This window comes from Actinoplanes sp. NPDC051405, from assembly GCF_055586185.1.
In genome coordinates this window covers 73,142-88,645 of the sequence record NZ_JBVJIR010000002.1, presented here as the reverse complement: position 1 = coordinate 88,645, position 15,504 = coordinate 73,142, and the positions used below count along the sequence as shown (strand labels likewise).

10 protein-coding genes are annotated in these 15,504 nt (G+C 73.7%); 4 read left to right on the top strand and 6 right to left on the bottom strand.

What is annotated here, in order from left to right:
- Positions 1–134: 134 nt before the first annotated feature.
- Both ACZ6S4_RS04730 and ACZ6S4_RS04725 read left to right on the top strand, forming a co-directional pair.
- A complete protein-coding gene (locus tag ACZ6S4_RS04730) occupies positions 135–740 on the top strand; it encodes a DUF2182 domain-containing protein (RefSeq protein ID WP_465474138.1) in 606 nt (201 codons plus the stop codon).
- A 17-nt stretch (positions 741–757) separates the two neighbouring features.
- The gene (locus ACZ6S4_RS04725; protein ID WP_465473580.1) at positions 758–5,362 is read left to right on the top strand and encodes a multicopper oxidase domain-containing protein; all 4,605 of its coding nucleotides are present in this window, start codon (positions 758–760) and stop codon (positions 5,360–5,362) included.
- 12 nt (positions 5,363–5,374) lie between these two features.
- On the opposite strand, the gene ACZ6S4_RS04720 is transcribed toward ACZ6S4_RS04725, so the two are convergent.
- The 3 genes from ACZ6S4_RS04720 to ACZ6S4_RS04710 form a co-directional block, all read right to left on the bottom strand.
- Positions 5,375–6,262 (bottom strand): ricin-type beta-trefoil lectin domain protein, encoded by an 888-nt coding sequence (locus tag ACZ6S4_RS04720; protein ID WP_465473579.1) that lies wholly within the window; start codon positions 6,260–6,262, stop codon positions 5,375–5,377.
- A gap of 118 nt (positions 6,263–6,380) precedes the next feature.
- Positions 6,381–8,717 (bottom strand): VIT domain-containing protein, encoded by a 2,337-nt coding sequence (locus tag ACZ6S4_RS04715; protein ID WP_465473578.1) that lies wholly within the window; start codon positions 8,715–8,717, stop codon positions 6,381–6,383.
- A complete protein-coding gene (locus ACZ6S4_RS04710) occupies positions 8,714–9,328 on the bottom strand; it encodes a MerR family transcriptional regulator (protein ID WP_465474137.1) in 615 nt (204 codons plus the stop codon). Before ACZ6S4_RS04710 ends, ACZ6S4_RS04715 begins: the two co-directional genes overlap by 4 nt.
- A 102-nt stretch (positions 9,329–9,430) precedes the next feature.
- Here ACZ6S4_RS04710 and ACZ6S4_RS04705 point away from each other — a divergent pair, with 102 nt between their 5' ends.
- On the top strand, positions 9,431–11,050 hold the full coding sequence (locus ACZ6S4_RS04705; protein WP_465473577.1) for a diguanylate cyclase domain-containing protein: 1,620 nt from the start codon (positions 9,431–9,433) through the stop codon (positions 11,048–11,050).
- A 16-nt stretch (positions 11,051–11,066) separates the two neighbouring features.
- On the opposite strand, the gene ACZ6S4_RS04700 is transcribed toward ACZ6S4_RS04705, so the two are convergent.
- On the bottom strand, positions 11,067–11,738 hold the full coding sequence (locus tag ACZ6S4_RS04700) for a hypothetical protein (RefSeq protein WP_465473576.1): 672 nt from the start codon (positions 11,736–11,738) through the stop codon (positions 11,067–11,069).
- 99 nt (positions 11,739–11,837) lie between these two features.
- A complete protein-coding gene (locus tag ACZ6S4_RS04695; RefSeq protein WP_465473575.1) occupies positions 11,838–12,449 on the bottom strand; it encodes a uridine kinase family protein in 612 nt (203 codons plus the stop codon).
- A gap of 103 nt (positions 12,450–12,552) precedes the next feature.
- Between ACZ6S4_RS04695 and ACZ6S4_RS04690 the strand changes: the two genes are divergently transcribed.
- A complete protein-coding gene (locus tag ACZ6S4_RS04690) occupies positions 12,553–13,353 on the top strand; it encodes a cyclase family protein (RefSeq protein WP_465473574.1) in 801 nt (266 codons plus the stop codon).
- Here the strand turns inward: ACZ6S4_RS04690 and ACZ6S4_RS04685 are convergent.
- Positions 13,326–15,434 (bottom strand): peptidase M6 immune inhibitor A, encoded by a 2,109-nt coding sequence (locus ACZ6S4_RS04685; protein ID WP_465473573.1) that lies wholly within the window; start codon positions 15,432–15,434, stop codon positions 13,326–13,328. The genes ACZ6S4_RS04690 and ACZ6S4_RS04685 overlap by 28 nt on opposite strands.
- Positions 15,435–15,504: the final 70 nt, after the last annotated feature.

Sequence of the window (15,504 nt, the reverse complement as noted above, 5' to 3'; positions counted from 1 at the left end):
GCCGACATCCCCGTCGTCTCCCCCCCCCCTCCCCCCCTCCCCTCCCCCCCCCCCCCCCCCCCCCCCCCCCCCCCCCCCCCCCCCCCCCCCCCCACCGCTCCGGGCATCAGCACCCCACGACCGCCGGCCCGGCCCTGACCGGCTGGCTGGTCATGGTGGTCGCGATGATGCTGCCGACGACGCTGCCGTTGCTGGAGCTCATGCGCCGGCTGCTGGCCGCGCGGGGAGCCGCGCCGGCGGTCGTGGCGCTGGTCGCCGCCGGGTACGTGACCGTCTGGACCGGCACGGGGGCGGTCCTGGTCACGGCCCAGGTGGCGGCCGGCGCCTGGCTGGAACGGCGGCCCTGGGTACTCGACCACCCACGGGCGCTGCTCGGCGCCGCCCTGGTGCTGGCCGGCGCGTACCAGTTCAGCGCGGTCAAGGACCGGTGCCTGACCGCCTGCCGCAGCCCCCGCGGCGTCGCCATGCTGCGCTGGCGCGGGGTCCACCCGGCCTGGGCCGAGGCCGCCGACATCGCGGTGCGCTACGCGGTGTCGTGTGTGGGCTGCTGCTGGGCCCTGATGGCCGTCGGCCTGGTCGCGGGGGCCGGCTCGCTGATCGCGATGGCGCTGCTCACCGCGCTGATGGCGGCCGAGCGCCTGACCCGCCACGGTGCCGTGCTGGTCCGCCCGGCCGGCGCCGCGGCCCTCATCGTCGGCTGCGCCCTGCTGCTCGGCGTGGACACGATCTTCACCGCCTGACCCTTCCGGAGATCCCGATGCCTGACCTGACCTACGACGTCGTCGCCGTGCAGTTCCCGATCGTCTACACCAACGACGGCGACCACGATCCCGACGGACTGCTCTACACGCTGCGGGCGTACGTGCCGCTGCTCGACTGGGCCCGGGCCCGGTGGGACGACGACGACCGGTTCCTGCCGCGTACCCACGAGCGCATCCAGCACCTGCAGCTCATCGTGGACGGGCTAGACCGCTACGAGCGCATGCGCGAGCGGCTCAGCCCAGGCGACCCGCTGCTGACGTACGGCACGGACCCCGCCGACCTGCTCGGCGAGCGCGACGACAGCGGACTGGATCCGCGGCGGCACACGATCACGCAGAACCTGCGGGCAACCGTCGACGAGCTGGTCCAGGCGCTCACGCTGGTCACCGACGGCACCGTCACCGCCCTCGCCGTGGATGCCGCGACCCGGGCCCGGTGGGCGGCGAGCTTCGCCGCCGGGCTCGTGGCGGCCCGGACCGCGTTCGAGGAACGGCTGGCCAAGCTGGAGGCGGACGACCACGTCGCGCTGCGGCACCTCGCCCGGCAGAGTGGCCTCGGCCTTGACCGGGTGCGGCGGCTGCTGTTCAACGACCACCGCACCGACGTCCGCGGCCTGGGCGAGCTCACGCCGGCCCACGACCGGTTCAACCCGCTGCGCCCGGTGCCGGTGGTGCGTCCGCTGGTGCTGCGGGCTGCCCTCGGCGCCCGCGTCGACGTGCACTTCGAGAACCAGATCCGCGGCCGCCGGGTGGGCCTGCACCTGCAGGGCGACGGGGCCGGGCCGGTGCGTACCGACGACGGCGCGGCCGTGGGCCGCAACGAGCCCACCACGGTACGGCCGGGACAGCACCGCACGTACCACTGGCACGCCGACCGCGAGGGTGTCTGGGTGGTCAACGACCTCGGCGATGTCCGGGGGACCCAGCGCGGCACCAATGCGCACGGGCTGTTCGGCGCGTTCGTCGTCGAGCCGGCCGGCGCCACCTGGCACGACCCCGAGACCGGTGAGCTGCTGACCGGCACGGCGTTCGCCGACGGCCCGTACGCGGACGTGATCGTGCCCGGTGACCAGCCGGCGGCCGACTTCGTCGACTTCCACCTCGACGGGGTCCCGCACAGCCACCGCGAGTTCACCGTCTTCATGCACGACGAGCCCGAGGTGCACAGCGGCCAGCTGCTGATCGGCGAGCACACCGTCATGCCGCTGTCCTACCGGGCCGAGCCGATGCCCCAGCGCCTGCCGCACCGGATGCGCCGCTACGCGGAAGCGTCCGCCGGCCGGCCCCTGCCGCCGCCCGGCGAGATCGACTTCGCCGCCGTCGCGATCGAGGTCGACGACGAGCTCAGCGAGATCTTCCACATCGGCCGCGACCACGAGGGCCGCTTCCTCGAACGCGTCGCCGGCGAGGAACAGCACCACAGCTCCTGGCTGTTCGGCGACCCGGTGACCCCGATCTTCCGCGCCTACAAGGGCGACCCGGCCCGGGTCCGGCTGGTGCACGCCGGCGTCAAGGAGACCCACGTCTTCCATCTCCATGTGCACCAGTGGCGTGCCGTCCCGCAGGACACCGCGCAGCCGTCGGTGTTCCGCCCGGGGGAGCCGCGCGGTTCACAGCTCATCGACTCGATCACGATCGGCCCGCAGACCGCCGTCACCATCGACCCCCTGTACGGCTCCGGCAGCCGCCAGCGGGCGCCCGGCGACATCATCTGGCACTGCCACCTGTACCCGCACTTCCACCACGGGATGTGGGGCCTGTGGCGCAGCTTCGACCGGCTGGTCGACGGGTCGGTCAGCGCGTACCCCGACGGCACGCCCGTGCACCCGTTGCGGCCGTTGCCGGGGCGCGACCCTGAGCCGCGTACCGGTCAGCAGCCGGGCTTCCCGTGGTTCATCGACGCCAAGTTTCCGCAGAAGGCGCCGCCGCCGCCCGCGGTGACGCGCGAGTTCCTCGGCGGCCGGCGCCGGCTGCTGGGCCTGCCGCCGCACTCGGCCGAGGAGCTGGCGGCGTTCGCGCCCGGTGTCGTCGCCGACCCGCGTCCCGGTGCGCTCTTCGTGGACCTGGACGGCGACGCCCGCGCCTGGAACGACGCCGCCGGGCTGCCCGCGCCCCGGACGGTCAGCTACGAGATCCGGGTCCGGGCCGGCGAGGTGCCCTACAACTCTCGCGGCTGGCGCGACCCGCGGGGCCACCACTACCAGATCACCAAGGTCACGGTGACCGACCCGGCGGCCGGCGACGGCGCACCGGTGGAGTTCACGCCGCCGGCGGAGCGGATCGAGCCGTTCTTCCCCCGGGCCAACCACGGTGACATCGTCGAGCTGCGCATGGTCAACGAGCTCGGCACGATGGGCCCGGACGGCTTCGACCTGCCCACCCTGCCGGTCGAGTGCGGATTGCACGTGCACCTGGTCAAGTTCGACGTGCTGGCGGCCGACGGCTCGTCCACCGGCTTCAACTACCTGTCCGGGGCCAGCTGCCCGGAGGCCGTCGCCGGCGCGCCGGCCGAGCCCGGTGACCCGCCGGCCAACGTCGGCTTCCACCGCTGGGTGGTCGACGAGGAGTTCGGGCCGTGCTTCTTCCACGACCACCTGCTGGCCAACTACCGGCAGAAGCACGGGCTGTTCGCCGCGCTGATCGCCGAGCCGCCCGGGTCGCGGTGGCTGCTGCCCGATCAGGAGACCGTCGCGTGGTCCGGGCCGCAGGCTGTGGTGCTGCCGCCGGTGGACAGCGGGCTGCCGCCGTACCGGGAGGCCTGCCTGGCCATCGGGGACTTCGTGCCGCTGGTCGACGCGGACGGCCGGCCGCTGAATCCGCCGCACGAGCTCGGCGGGGACGACGACCCGGGCGCGATGGCGGTCAACTACCGCTGTGCCCCGCTGACCTTCCGCGGCGACGACCCCTCCCAGTGGTTCAGCAGCAGCGGCCCAGATGATCTCGTCGCCGACCTCACTGGTGGGGACCCGGACACCGGGATCATCCGGACGTATCCGGGGGAGCGGCTGCGGATCCGGCTCATCCAGGGCTCGCACGAGGAGCAGCACAGCTTCGTGACGCACGGGCTGCGCTGGCGCCGGGAGTGGCACAACGACCGGTCGGTGCTGGTCAACCAGCAGACCATCGGCATCTCCGAGGCGTTCACCCTGGACATCGACCCGGCCGACGCCGGCGGCTACTCCTACGGCGACCACCTGTGGCACTTCGCCGCGATGGACGACCTGTGGCTGGGTTGCTGGGGCCTGGTCCGGGCGCTCGCTCCGAGCGCCGGCAACCTCGAGGAGCTGCCGCCGCTGCCCGGCCCCGTCGAGGACAACGGTCTGCCACCCCGGCCCACGGTGGCGTGGGGAGCCGGTGGGGACCGGGTCCGCGAGTTCGTCGTCACCGCGCGCCGCCACGAGCACGAGTACGACGGCCGCCGCCTCACCGACCCGTGGGGACTGATCTTCGCCAGCGCCGCGGGCTGGCGCGACGAACCGGTCGAGGAGGGCTCGGAGCGGACGCGCCGCCGTGCCGTCGGGGTGCACGACACCGGTGAGCCGCTGGTCCTGCGGGCCCGCACCGGCGAATGGGTCCGGGTCATGCTGATCAACGAGCTGCTGCCGGACCCGGACGACCCGGTGCTGCCGCCGTTCGGGGTGGAGCCCGCCCCGCCGCGGCTGCCGCTGGAACGCCTCGACGAACTCGGCAACCCGAGCGAACGCACCGTCTCGCCGCGGGTGTCGCTGCACCCGAGCCTGCTGCGCTACGACGTGGTCAGCGACGACGGCGCCAACGTGGGCACCAACCACGACGGCACGGTCGGCCCGCTGCCCACCCACGACGGCGGCCACGGCGGCCACGAGGCGACCGGTCAGGTGATCTTCCGCGATCCGGCGTCGCACGGCCACGAGGAGACGAACTGGCGCGAGTACTGGTGGTACGTCGACGAGCACCTCGCGCCGCCGTCGTACGCCGACGGGCCGGGGCAGGTCTGCGGCCTGCAGGACCTGGCGGACGTGCGCAACCACCGCCACCACGGCCTGATCGGCGCACTGGTGGTCGAGCCGGACGACGTCACCCCGGCCGACCCGGTCACCGGCCGGGAACGCTGGACCGGCCCGCAGGTGCTGCTGCGCGACGAGCACGGCCGGGTGGTCGCCAACGAACAGGTGCTGCTGGTCCAGGACGGTCTGCGGCACTTCGTCGCGGGCAACCCGGACCTGCCGGTGCGCGACGTGGTCCCGGGCGACGACCCCGAGGACTCGGGCCAGAAGGGCATCAACTACGGCTCGGCCGTGGTCCACCCGCGCGACGTGCTCACCCGCGACGACCCGCCGACACCGCTCTGGGAGGCCGAAGCCGGCCAGGAACTGTGGCTGCACGTGGTCGGCGCCGCCGACAAGCCCCGCAACCACACCTTCACGGTGCACGGCATGGCCTGGCCGGCGGCACCGTGGCAGGGCGACGGCCCGTGGGAGGGCTCGTTCTCCGGCCTGACCGCGGGCACGGCCCGGACGCTGCGGATGACCGCCCGGCACCGCGGCGACCACGCCTACCGGTCGGGAGCGTTCCGCTGGTCGGTGGAGAACGGCCTGTGGGGAATCCTGCGGATCAAGTGAAGGCCGGACCGGTCAGGGCAGCTCCCAGCGCTGCCGGTCGGCGCCCGAGCAGCTCTCGATCCGCACGCCGGCCCCCGAGCGGGAACCCGAGCCCGGGTCGGTGAGGCAGCCGCCGCCGGCCAGATTGACCAGCGTACGGTCCGCGCCGGTCTGCCACTGGCCGGACCGGCGGCCGTCACAACCGGCGAGCCGGACGGTGCCGTCGTCGGCCGCCACCGCACACTTGCCGACGACCCGCAGGGTGCCGTCGGTGGCCACCGTCCACACCTGCGCGGCGGTCTCGTTGCAGGTGAAGACCTGGATGTGGTTGCCGTCGACGGCGATCGCGCCGTTGAGGTCGAGGCAGAGCCCGCCGAGGCCATGGATCCGGCCGACCCGGTCCGCCGGGGGCGGCGCGAGCCGGTCGGCCGGGGCACTGGTCGTCGTCCGGGCCGGGGCCGGGCTCGTCCGGGTGGCGGTCGACGCCGGGGCCGAGGAGGGCGTCGGGCTGCTCGTACGGCTGCGGGCCGGAGCGGTGGTCCCCGCCGTCATCGCCGGCGGCGGATCGGTGGTGGCCGGGGTCGGCTCCGGGACAGCGACGCTGGGCAGCGGGACGTCCACCGGCAGGGCCGTCCGGGGGCCCGGCTCCGGCAGCATCGCCCACACGATCGCGGCCACGCCGGTCACGGCCAGCACCACGACCAGGGCCAGCACCAGCAACGGGCGGTGGCGCCGCACTCCCCGCGGCGGGGGACCGGGCGCCGCGCCCGGCTGCGGGAAGTCAGGCGCGGGTGGCGCGACCGGCTCCGCCGCAGCCTCCGGCCACGTGTGATCGGAGGGCTGCGGCGTCGTGCCGCCCGGCTCGTCCCGCAGGTACGGACGAACCAGCAGCGGATCGGCCTCGTCGTCCCGGTCGGTCATCGTGTCCCATCGCCTGTGCCGCGCAAAGATCGATCTGCACCGTACCTCGATCGGTCACGTCCGGCCGCCCGGCCGCCTGCCCGGCCCGGCCTGCCCGGCCGCCTGGCTGCCGGTGCGGTCAGCGCTTCCAGAAGGCCTTGCGCTGCGGTGGCGGCGCGAAGCTCTCCAGCGTCTCCCGGGCCAGAGCCCACTTGGCCGGCAATCCACCGTCGGCCTTGAGCCGGTCGACGAGGTCCCGCAGCGCCTTCAGCTCCGCGTCGTCGCGGCCCTCCAGCAGCGCGCCGAGCCGGCTGGCCAGGTCGGCCAGCAGGTCGCGGCGTTCCAGGGCGGAGCGTCCCTCGGCCTCGCGCAGCCGGGTCGCCTCGAGCGCGACGATCGCCGTGAGGTCGGCCAGGGTCAGCGGCGAGCTGCCCGGCGCCGCCATCTTGCCGCTGCGGCCCGCCGCCTGCAGGCCGGCCGGCATCTGGGCGAACGGCTTGGGCCCGGAACGCATCGACGAGGCCCGCGCCGGCGCGAAGCCACCGATCCGGGGCGCGGCGGCCGGCGGTGGGACCGGCGCCGACATGGACGCCAGCACGATGCCCCCGGCCGCGGGCGCGTCGAACATGTCCCAGCCCGACGGCGACTCCACCGGCTGGGTCACCCGGCGCACCTCGCCGCCCTCGGTCACCACCCGGCTGTCCACCGCCACGTACGCGGTGAACCGGCACAGCACCCCGTAGCGCAGCGATGTGGCCACGATGGTTGGTTCCAGCTCGCGCTGCCCGGTCAGGTACCGGTCCTCCAGCTCGCGCAGCCGGGCCCGGGCCCACTGCGCGGTGACCGCCGGCTCCGCGCTGTCGCGAACCGGGATCTGCCTGACGAACTCCTCGTCATCGCGGGTCCGGCCCCGCACGGTCAGCGTGCCGCCGGCTGTCCCGGTGTAGCGGCCGAACACGACCAGCGGCACCCCGGGGAACACCGTCTGCGCCGGCGCCGGGTCGACGCTGAAGTCGGCCGCGGTGACGGTCACGTCGGTGAGCACCGGCGCGGCGATCCGCCGGTGGATCTGCGCCATGGCCTCGTCGAGCCGGTCCTCGCTCTCCACCAGCTCGCAGCGGCCCGCGCCGAGCGCGGCGAGCCGGCCCAGGAAGCCCACGTTGACGGCCCGGTCGATGCCCACGGTGTGCACCCGGGTGGTACCGATCAGGCCGGTGATCTCGGCCAGGATCTGGTCCTCGTTGCCCACCTGGCCGTCGGTGACCAGCACGAGCACCCGTTCCCGCGATCCCGAGTCGGCGAGCAGGCTCAGCCCCTCACGCAGCGGGACGAGCAGCTCGGTGCCGCCGCGGGCGTCGGCGCGCGACAGGTGCTCGACCGCGCGGAACCTGTTGCGGTCGGTCGCCTCGGACAGGCCGGTGCCGAGCGCGTCCGGCCGGTCGACCTGGTGGTCGAAGGTCAGTACGGCGAACCGGTCGGCGGTGGTGAGGGTGTCGACCACGCGGGCGGCGGCGCGCCGGGCGGCGACCATCTTCCAGCCGCCCATGCTGCCCGATCGATCCAGTAGCAGCACCACGTCCTTGGGGCGGCCGGCGGTCGCGGCGTCGTCCGGCGGCACCAGCACGACCTGGTACGTGCCCTCGGGCCCGTCCGCCGTCGGGTCGCTGACACACACCGCGCCGGAGCCGTCACCCGCGTACGGCAGCCGCAGGATGAAATCCCGGTCCGCGCGCTCGCCGGGCGCGATCTCCACCCGGCCGCCCTCGCCCGTCACCGTGTGCAGACTGGAGCGGACCTCGCCGAGGCCCAGCCCGGCCGGATCGATGTCGACGCCGATGCTGAGCCGCAGCGGGTTCGGGAAGCCGGGCAGCAGCACCGGGGGAGTGATCCGGGAGGCGTCCGGCACCGCATCGGTGTCCTGCGCCTGGCCGGAGCCGACGGCCGGCCCGGGCAGCGGCGCCCCGGGCACGTAGCGCGGCGCCACCACCAGCGGGAACCGGAACGTCGCCGCGCCGTCCTCCCAGGGCAGCGGCCCGACCAGCGACAACGCGATGGTGACCCGCTCACCGGGCAGGATGTTGCCGACCCGCATGGTGAACACGTCGGGCCGCTCCTCCTCGGCGATCGAGGCGCGCTGACCGGCCGCGATGGCCTGGTCGTAGTTCTGCCGCGCCTGGGCCCGTTCCTGCAGCTCGGCCTCGACCGTGCGGCCGTCGGCGGTCATCGTCATGCCGGTCACCGCGGCCCGGTCCGGCAGCGGGAAGACGTAGGTGGCCTCGAGAGGGGTGTCGTGCGCGTTGACGTATTCGGCGGTGACCGTGGTGCGGGCGACCAGGCCGCTGATCGCGGCCTGCACGTCGAGCCGGTCCAGCGGCAGGTTGCCACGGTCGGTGTGCAGGGCACCGAGACCGGCGTCGGGCAGGATGCGGACGCGGCCGAGCTCCGCCGGATCCATCGGCTTGACGGACAAGGTCATGACGGGCTCCCATCGTCGAGGGTGTCGCCGGCGAGCAGGCCACGGGCGGCCAGCAGGTCCAGCAGGGGGCGGGCGGCGGTGGCAATGGCTTCGTAGTCGGCGGCACCGGGGCGTACCGGAAGCACCAGGATCGCGCCGCCGCCCAGCGCGACGCCACCCACCGGGCGTGCCGCCGCGGCCGGAGGCGGCCCGGCCTCCGCGGCCGCGGCGATCGGCTGAGCCGCCGCCGGGGCCGGTGTCGGCGCGGCCGCCCAGAAGCGGGGCCGTGCCGGGCCGTCCGCCACCGCGGCTTCGTCGGCCCCGGCCAGCAGACGTTCCGGTACGCGGGCAGCAACCGCCAGCTCAGCGTCACTGGCCCCAGCCAGCTCGGCCTGAATAGCAGCAAGCGAATGCCCCTGCGCCTGACGCCGCTTGACCGCCACGAGCTGCAACAGGTGCCGCGGCCCGTACAGAGCAGTCCGCCCGCGCATCGCGGCGGGCCGGTCCACCAGCCCGGTGGTCGTGTACCACCGGATGGCCCGGCGGTCGGGCACGTCGCGCACCCGGCCGTTGGGCGCGCCGGGGTACTCGGCCGCCAGCGCCTGGCGTACCCGCTCGACCAGCTCGTCCATCGTCCACACGCCTATAACCATGACACTGTTAACGTGACACTGTCAACGTCGCGGCCGGTGGATTTCTCTTGATCCGGCGGCGAGCCTGCCGATCCGGCACGTATGCCCGACGAAGCGATGGATCCGGCCGCCCGCGACGAGGTCTTCGCCGCCCTGCTCAAGCAGCACCCCGACGCCTTCGTCGGCGCTGTCTCGCCGATGGGGCTGGCCGTGCCGCTGCCCGACGGTCTGGACATCGGCGGGCTGCGGCCGATCGTCGGCGCGCAGTCGGCCCTGGCCCTGGTGGTCACCGAGGACCAGAAGATCACGGTCGACGCCTGGCAGCGCGCCCTCGGCCAGGGACGCGCCAACTGCCTGATCCACCCGGTCGCCGCGCCCACCGAGCTGGTCCGGCTGCACCTGGTCGACATGACCCACCGGTACGGGGTCTTCCTCATGTTCCTCGCCGGCCTGTCCGGCCACCCGCACGGCCGGTCGCTGGAGCACGAGCCGATCCGGCCCCGTCTGGTCACCGTGCACAAGGACCAGGTCGCCGTGATCACCTCCGCCGACCCCGAGATCGCCCTCGTGCTCGGCTGGACCGCCGCCGAGCTGACCGGCACCCGCACGCTGGACCTGGTGCACCCCGAGGACCAGCAGCGCGCCATCGCCAGCTGGATGGACATGCTGGCCAGCCCGCAGGGCGAGGCCCGCCGGGTCCGGCTGCGGCACATGCACCGCGACGGGCACCCGATCTGGTTCGAGATCACCAACTACAACCTGCTGGCCGACCCCGGCAACCCGCGCGTGGTCGCGGAGATGCTCGACATCTCCGACGAGATGGCCGCGCAGGAGGCGTTGCGAGCCGGCGAGAAGCTGATGCGCCGGCTCACCGAGACCATCCCGATGGGCATCGTGCAGATCGACGCCGCCCGGCGCATCGTCTACCAGAACGAGCGCGCCGCCCGGGCCATCGGCGCGGGCCTCGGTGACGTGCTGGGTGACGACTACCTGGGCCCGATCGTGCCCGGGGACCGGCCGGGCATCGACGCCGCGATCGCCGCGGTGCTGGACGCCGGTTCCGACATCGACGTCGAGTACGGCCACCGCGGCGAGGGCGGCCTGCGCCGGGTGCGGGCCAACCTGCGGTCGCTGACCGCCGAGAGCGGCGAGGTCACCGGGGCCATCATCTGCCTCACCGACGTCACCGAGGACGTCCGGCTGCGCGACGAGCTCAAGCAGCGGGCCACCTTCGACGCGCTCACCGGCTGCCGCAACCGGGCCTCCACGCTGAGCGCGCTCGGCGAGGCCCTGGCCGGGCCCGGCCGGACCCGCGGCACCGCGGTGATCTTCATCGACCTCAACGACTTCAAGCAGGTCAACGACCGGTACGGGCACGCGGCCGGCGACCAGCTGCTGACCCACGTGGCGAACCGGCTGCGCGGCGCGGTCCGCGACGGTGACGTGGTCGGCCGGTTCGGCGGCGACGAGTTCGTGGTGATCTGCGCCGACGTGGCGACCGCCGACCGGGCCCGCCGGATCGGGGAGTCGCTGCTCACCGCGCTGGGCGAGGGCTGCCTGGAGGTGGCCGGTGCGCAGCTGCTGCCCCAGGCCAGCATCGGCGTGGCCTGGGGTGACTCGGCCACCTGCGCACCGGACGCCCTCATCGCCCGGGCCGACACGGCGATGTACGCGGCCAAGAAGACCCGCACCGGCCGCCTGGCCCTCGCCCTCGCCCAGTAAGTGCGGCCCACAGCTTTCAGGAGCAGCGGCACAGGCCCAGGTCGGTGACCGGGACCTCGCAGGACGGGCAGATGCCCGGTCCGGCCGGCCGGGGTGCGGGCAGCGACTGGCCCGGCAGGAAGTGCCGGGGTGCGTTCGCCGTCTTGATCCGCCGCAGCGCCCCGGTCACGTCGTCCTGACTCACCTGCCATCCCGCCGCCCGTAGCCCCCGGACCATCGCCGGCAGATCCGCGCCACTGTTCTGCAGTTCCGTGACCGCCTCCCTGAATTGCGGCCAGGCGCCGTGCGGAGTGCGCGCCGGCCGCCTGGGCGTCGCCCCGGCCGGGCGCGGTGCGGCGAATTCCCGGCGGGCCGCGCATTCGATTCCGGCGAGCGCCACCCGCACATCCTCGCGGGTGATCAGCGCCCATCTTCCGCCCCGGCAGCGGAATTGCTGATAAAGCCCGCCGACGTCGATCCGGGGCCGATCCTCGCGCATTTCCTCGACCGCCGCGATGATCGCCGGCATCCGCGGCCGGCCGCGCTCGGCGCCGCGCTGGCCTGGTGCTCTATTGATCGAAACCTGCGGCTCCGGTGCCGCCCCGGCGCCGGGCAGCCACTTGCCCGCGTTTCCGGCCCGCCGTTCCTGCCGGGGTACGGACCATTCCCGGCTCCTGTCGTTCCGCTGCTTCGCACCCGTCGATTCCATGGCAACCCCCGGTCGTTGACGTTGCCATGATCGTAAGTTTGCGGATATCGCCCACCCCGATAACCGAACAGTTCGCGTCGCCTGACCGAATGGCCGTCCTCAGCTGCAGATGATGAATTCGGCGGTGGGATCGTGCGGCAGCGCGGGCCATCCCGCGATGACGAATGCGGCCCGTTCCCAGGTGCGCTCGGCCTCGACGAACGGGTCCTCCTCGGCCATCCACGCGGCGAAGTCGGCCGGGGTGGTCTCGCCCGCGGCGACGCGCTCGGCGTTGCGCCGGTCGACGTCGTGGCTTTCGGCCTCGACCCACACCACCGCGTCCAGCAGTGGGGTCAGCTCCCGGCGGCCCGCGCCGACGCCCTCGACGATCAGCAGCGTGCAGTCCGCGGGCACCTCGATGGCGCCCGGCCGGCCGCCCACGTCCCACTGCGGCGGCCGGTACGAGACCGCCTCACCGGCCCGTACGGGAGCCAGCACGCCCTCGGTCAGCAACGTCGTCCAGTCCAGCACCGCATGCCGCCAGGCGATGTCGTCGGTGTGCACCACGGCGGCACCGTCCCACAGCTGCGCCAGCCGCCCCGCGAACGTCGACTTCCCGCTGGAACCCCGCCCGTCCACGGCGAGGACCGGCGGCCGTCCGGCGGGCTCACCCACCGCCCGGCGTACCCGTGTGCATACCTCGTCCGCCGTCGCCACGCGCCAACTTCTCATGGCTCCATGATTGCCCAGAGCACTCGCGTTGACACCGACCGTGGCGCCGCGATAGCAAGAACCGCGTGTCTTGATCGGGCAGGATGACCGGGACGGGGAACACATGCGACGACGGGCGATGATGGGTGCGGCGGGAGCCGGATTGGCAGGGGCGTTGATCGGCGGGCCGGCCCGGGCCGGCGGCCGGCGAGGGCTCGCCCTCGACCTGATCAGCCTCTCCCATGTGAACGATCCGGCGACCACCAATGTCTACCCCGGCGACCCGGCCTTCGAGCTGGAGACCATCGCCACCATCGAGGGGGACGGCTTCTACCTGCAGTTCGTCCGCGAGGGCGAGCACACCGGCACGCACTGGGGTGCACCCGGGCACTTCAACGCGGGCGCCGCCCTGGCCGACGACCTCGAACCGGCCGACCTCTTCCTGCCCGCCGTCAAGATCGACGTGCGGCGGCAGTGCGCCCGCGACGCCGACTTCGCCCTGTCCGTCAAGGACCTCAAGGCCTGGGAGCGGCGGCACGGCCGGATCCCGGAGGAGTCCATGGTGATCCTCTGGACCGGCTGGGAGTCGCGCTGGGGCACCGACGCGTTCTACAACTTCGACGCCGACGGGGTCATGCACCAGCCCGGCTTCAGCCTCGAGGCGGTCCAGTGGCTGGTCGACACCGGCCGGCTGGGGCATCGGGGCGGCACCGGCACCGATACCTTCAGCCCCGACCTGGGCGCCGACACCACATACGCCGTGTCCCTGCTGGTCTACCAGCGGCACCGGATCAGCCTGGAGATCCTCGCCAACCTCGCCGCCCTGCCCGCCACCGGCGCGTACGTGTTGTGCGGCGGGCAGATCAACAAGGCCGGCTCGGGCTCGACGGCCCTGATCTACGGGGTGCTGCCGCCGCCGGGCTGAACGACCCCGTTGACGGTCAGCGTGTAGCGCGCGTACTGGGTGACCTGCTCGGTCGGCTCGTCGAAGGCCACGATCGCGACCACCTTGGGATAGTCGCGCAGGGCGGCGTACCCGCCCACGCTGACCTGGCGGGCCCGCCGGCCCTTCTCGTCCAGCCCGACCAGCTTCACGTGCCAGCCGTGCACGGCGGCCGGGACGATCTGGGTGGGCGAGCGCCAGCCGGTCAGCGTGCTGCCGTCGCTGACCGTCACGGTGCCCACGGTCACGTCGTCGATGAGCCAGCCGCCCTCGTTGACCGAGGCGTCGCTGACGTAGCGGAAGCCGAGCAGGATGCGCCGGCCGGCGTACGCCTTCAGGTCGTAGATCTGGGGCTCGAACACGCCGGACTTACCACTGAGGGCGGGCCCGGACGGCGCGTCGACGGTGTGGTCCCCGGCGACGGCCTGGTACGTCTTCCCGCCGTCGGTGGACACGGTCACGTAGCCGTAGTCGTAGCCCAGCTCCGTGGTGTACCTGGCCTTCAGCCGCAGCGTCGGATCGGTGGCCGGCACCTGGACGGGGATGACGGCGGCGACGTCGAGGCTGCTGGCGTTGCCGGAGAACAGAGCGCCGTCCTGCACCGTCCACTGCAGCGGCTTCGGCGGCAGCGTCCGCGCACCCTTGAAGGTCACCGAGGTCAGGTCCGCCCCGCGCAGGAACTTGCCCGACGCGGCGCGCAGCCGTACGTAGTCGGCGCCGTTCGGCGCGGCGCCCGGGTAGTCGAAGGACGCCGGGTTGGCCAGGTTGACGGTCGCGCGCACGCTCGGCGAGGTCACCTTGGTCTTCGGCACGCCGGCCATCACCCCGTCGGCGGTGTCCCCCACGATCTTGTCGACCAGGTTCATCGTCTGGAAGTCGTGCAGCACCGCGGACAGCTTGACCCCGGGTCCCAGCGCCGCGGCCACCCCGGCCATGCCCTGGTGCTCACGGTCGCGGTGCAGCCGTTCCAGCACCGCCGGGCCGAAGCGGTCGCGCAGGTAGAGCATGAACTGGTACGCGATGCCGTAGTCGGCGAGCACCTCGGCGGGCGCGCCCTCGTTCCACAGGTTCAGCGAGTTCTGCGCCCCGCCGCAGTCGCGCGGATTGGTGTTGTAGCGGGTGCGGACCAGCCCGAAGCCCTGGAAGCAGGCGAGGTGGCTGTCGTGGCCGGGGTGGTACACGGTGGCGTTGCCGTCGACGTAGCCCACCAGCGTCTGCGCGTAGTCGGACAGGCCCTCGTTGACCCAGACGTCCTCGAACGGGTCCGCGTACGACTGCAACAGGTGCTGCCACTCGTGGGCGAACGTGCCCTCGTACATCCGGGGGCGGGCCGGGCGGCTGGTGCACAGGTCGGCGGTCGGCTCGTCGGGCGGGGTCGCGCCGGAGCGGTGCCGCCAGTCGTACGCGTCGATCGTCATGACGTTGCGGTCGACCAGCTCGTTGATCTGCGCGGAGAAGAACCCGGCGATGTAGGTCGGCACGTCCGGGAACTCGTAGTAGTTGTCGTCGCGGACGTTGTCGACCAGCGTGACGGTCTTGTCCCCGGCGCCGGTGTATTCCGCGCCGGACAGCATCGCCTTGGTGCCGTCCCGCTCGCGGGGGACGCTGAACGCCGCCGTCTCGCGCGGGTAGATCGTCTCCTCGAACTCCCGGACCAGGGCGTTGACCTGCCCATCGGTCACCTCGGTGGAGGCGGCGGTGCGGCAGTCCCCGGCCGGGAAGGCGACATCCTGGGCCACCCACACCTCGATGTGCGCGCCGACCGCGCGCAGGGTGTAGTCCTTGCGGTAGAGGCTGCCCTTGACGTCGTCCAGCGCCAGCCACTCGCGGACCGTGCCGACCGCGGGCGTGGGCGCGGCGGCCAAAGGTGCCCGGCTCTCGGCGACCCGGCGACGCATCGGCAGCCCGGAGACGTCGAGGTGCTTGCGGGTGAGCTCGCGGACGTCGGAGGCCGGCGGCAGAACCGGGGCGGCGGGTCCCGGCGGCGCGGCCGAGGCGGACGAGGCCATCGGCAGCAGCGGCAGGATCAGCAGGGCGACCGCGGCGAAACGGAGGCGGGCCATGGAACTCCCTTCGGCGCCGCGCCGGTGAGGCGCGCACAGAAGGCGACGCTACCTGGCGTACCGGGCTAAA

What these genes read in the sequence shown, in the direction of transcription:
- ACZ6S4_RS04695 (WP_465473575.1), bottom strand. Translation starts at nt 12,449, where the DNA reads ATGAGAAGTTGGCGCGTGGCGACGGCGGACGAGGTATGCACACGGGTA.
- ACZ6S4_RS04685 (WP_465473573.1), bottom strand. Translation starts at nt 15,434, where the DNA reads ATGGCCCGCCTCCGTTTCGCCGCGGTCGCCCTGCTGATCCTGCCGCTG.
- ACZ6S4_RS04705 (WP_465473577.1), top strand. Translation starts at nt 9,431, where the DNA reads ATGCCCGACGAAGCGATGGATCCGGCCGCCCGCGACGAGGTCTTCGCC.
- ACZ6S4_RS04720 (WP_465473579.1), bottom strand. Translation starts at nt 6,262, where the DNA reads ATGACCGACCGGGACGACGAGGCCGATCCGCTGCTGGTTCGTCCGTAC.
- ACZ6S4_RS04690 (WP_465473574.1), top strand. Translation starts at nt 12,553, where the DNA reads ATGCGACGACGGGCGATGATGGGTGCGGCGGGAGCCGGATTGGCAGGG.
- ACZ6S4_RS04715 (WP_465473578.1), bottom strand. Translation starts at nt 8,717, where the DNA reads ATGACCTTGTCCGTCAAGCCGATGGATCCGGCGGAGCTCGGCCGCGTC.
- ACZ6S4_RS04700 (WP_465473576.1), bottom strand. Translation starts at nt 11,738, where the DNA reads ATGGAATCGACGGGTGCGAAGCAGCGGAACGACAGGAGCCGGGAATGG.
- ACZ6S4_RS04710 (WP_465474137.1), bottom strand. Translation starts at nt 9,328, where the DNA reads ATGGACGAGCTGGTCGAGCGGGTACGCCAGGCGCTGGCGGCCGAGTAC.
- ACZ6S4_RS04725 (WP_465473580.1), top strand. Translation starts at nt 758, where the DNA reads ATGCCTGACCTGACCTACGACGTCGTCGCCGTGCAGTTCCCGATCGTC.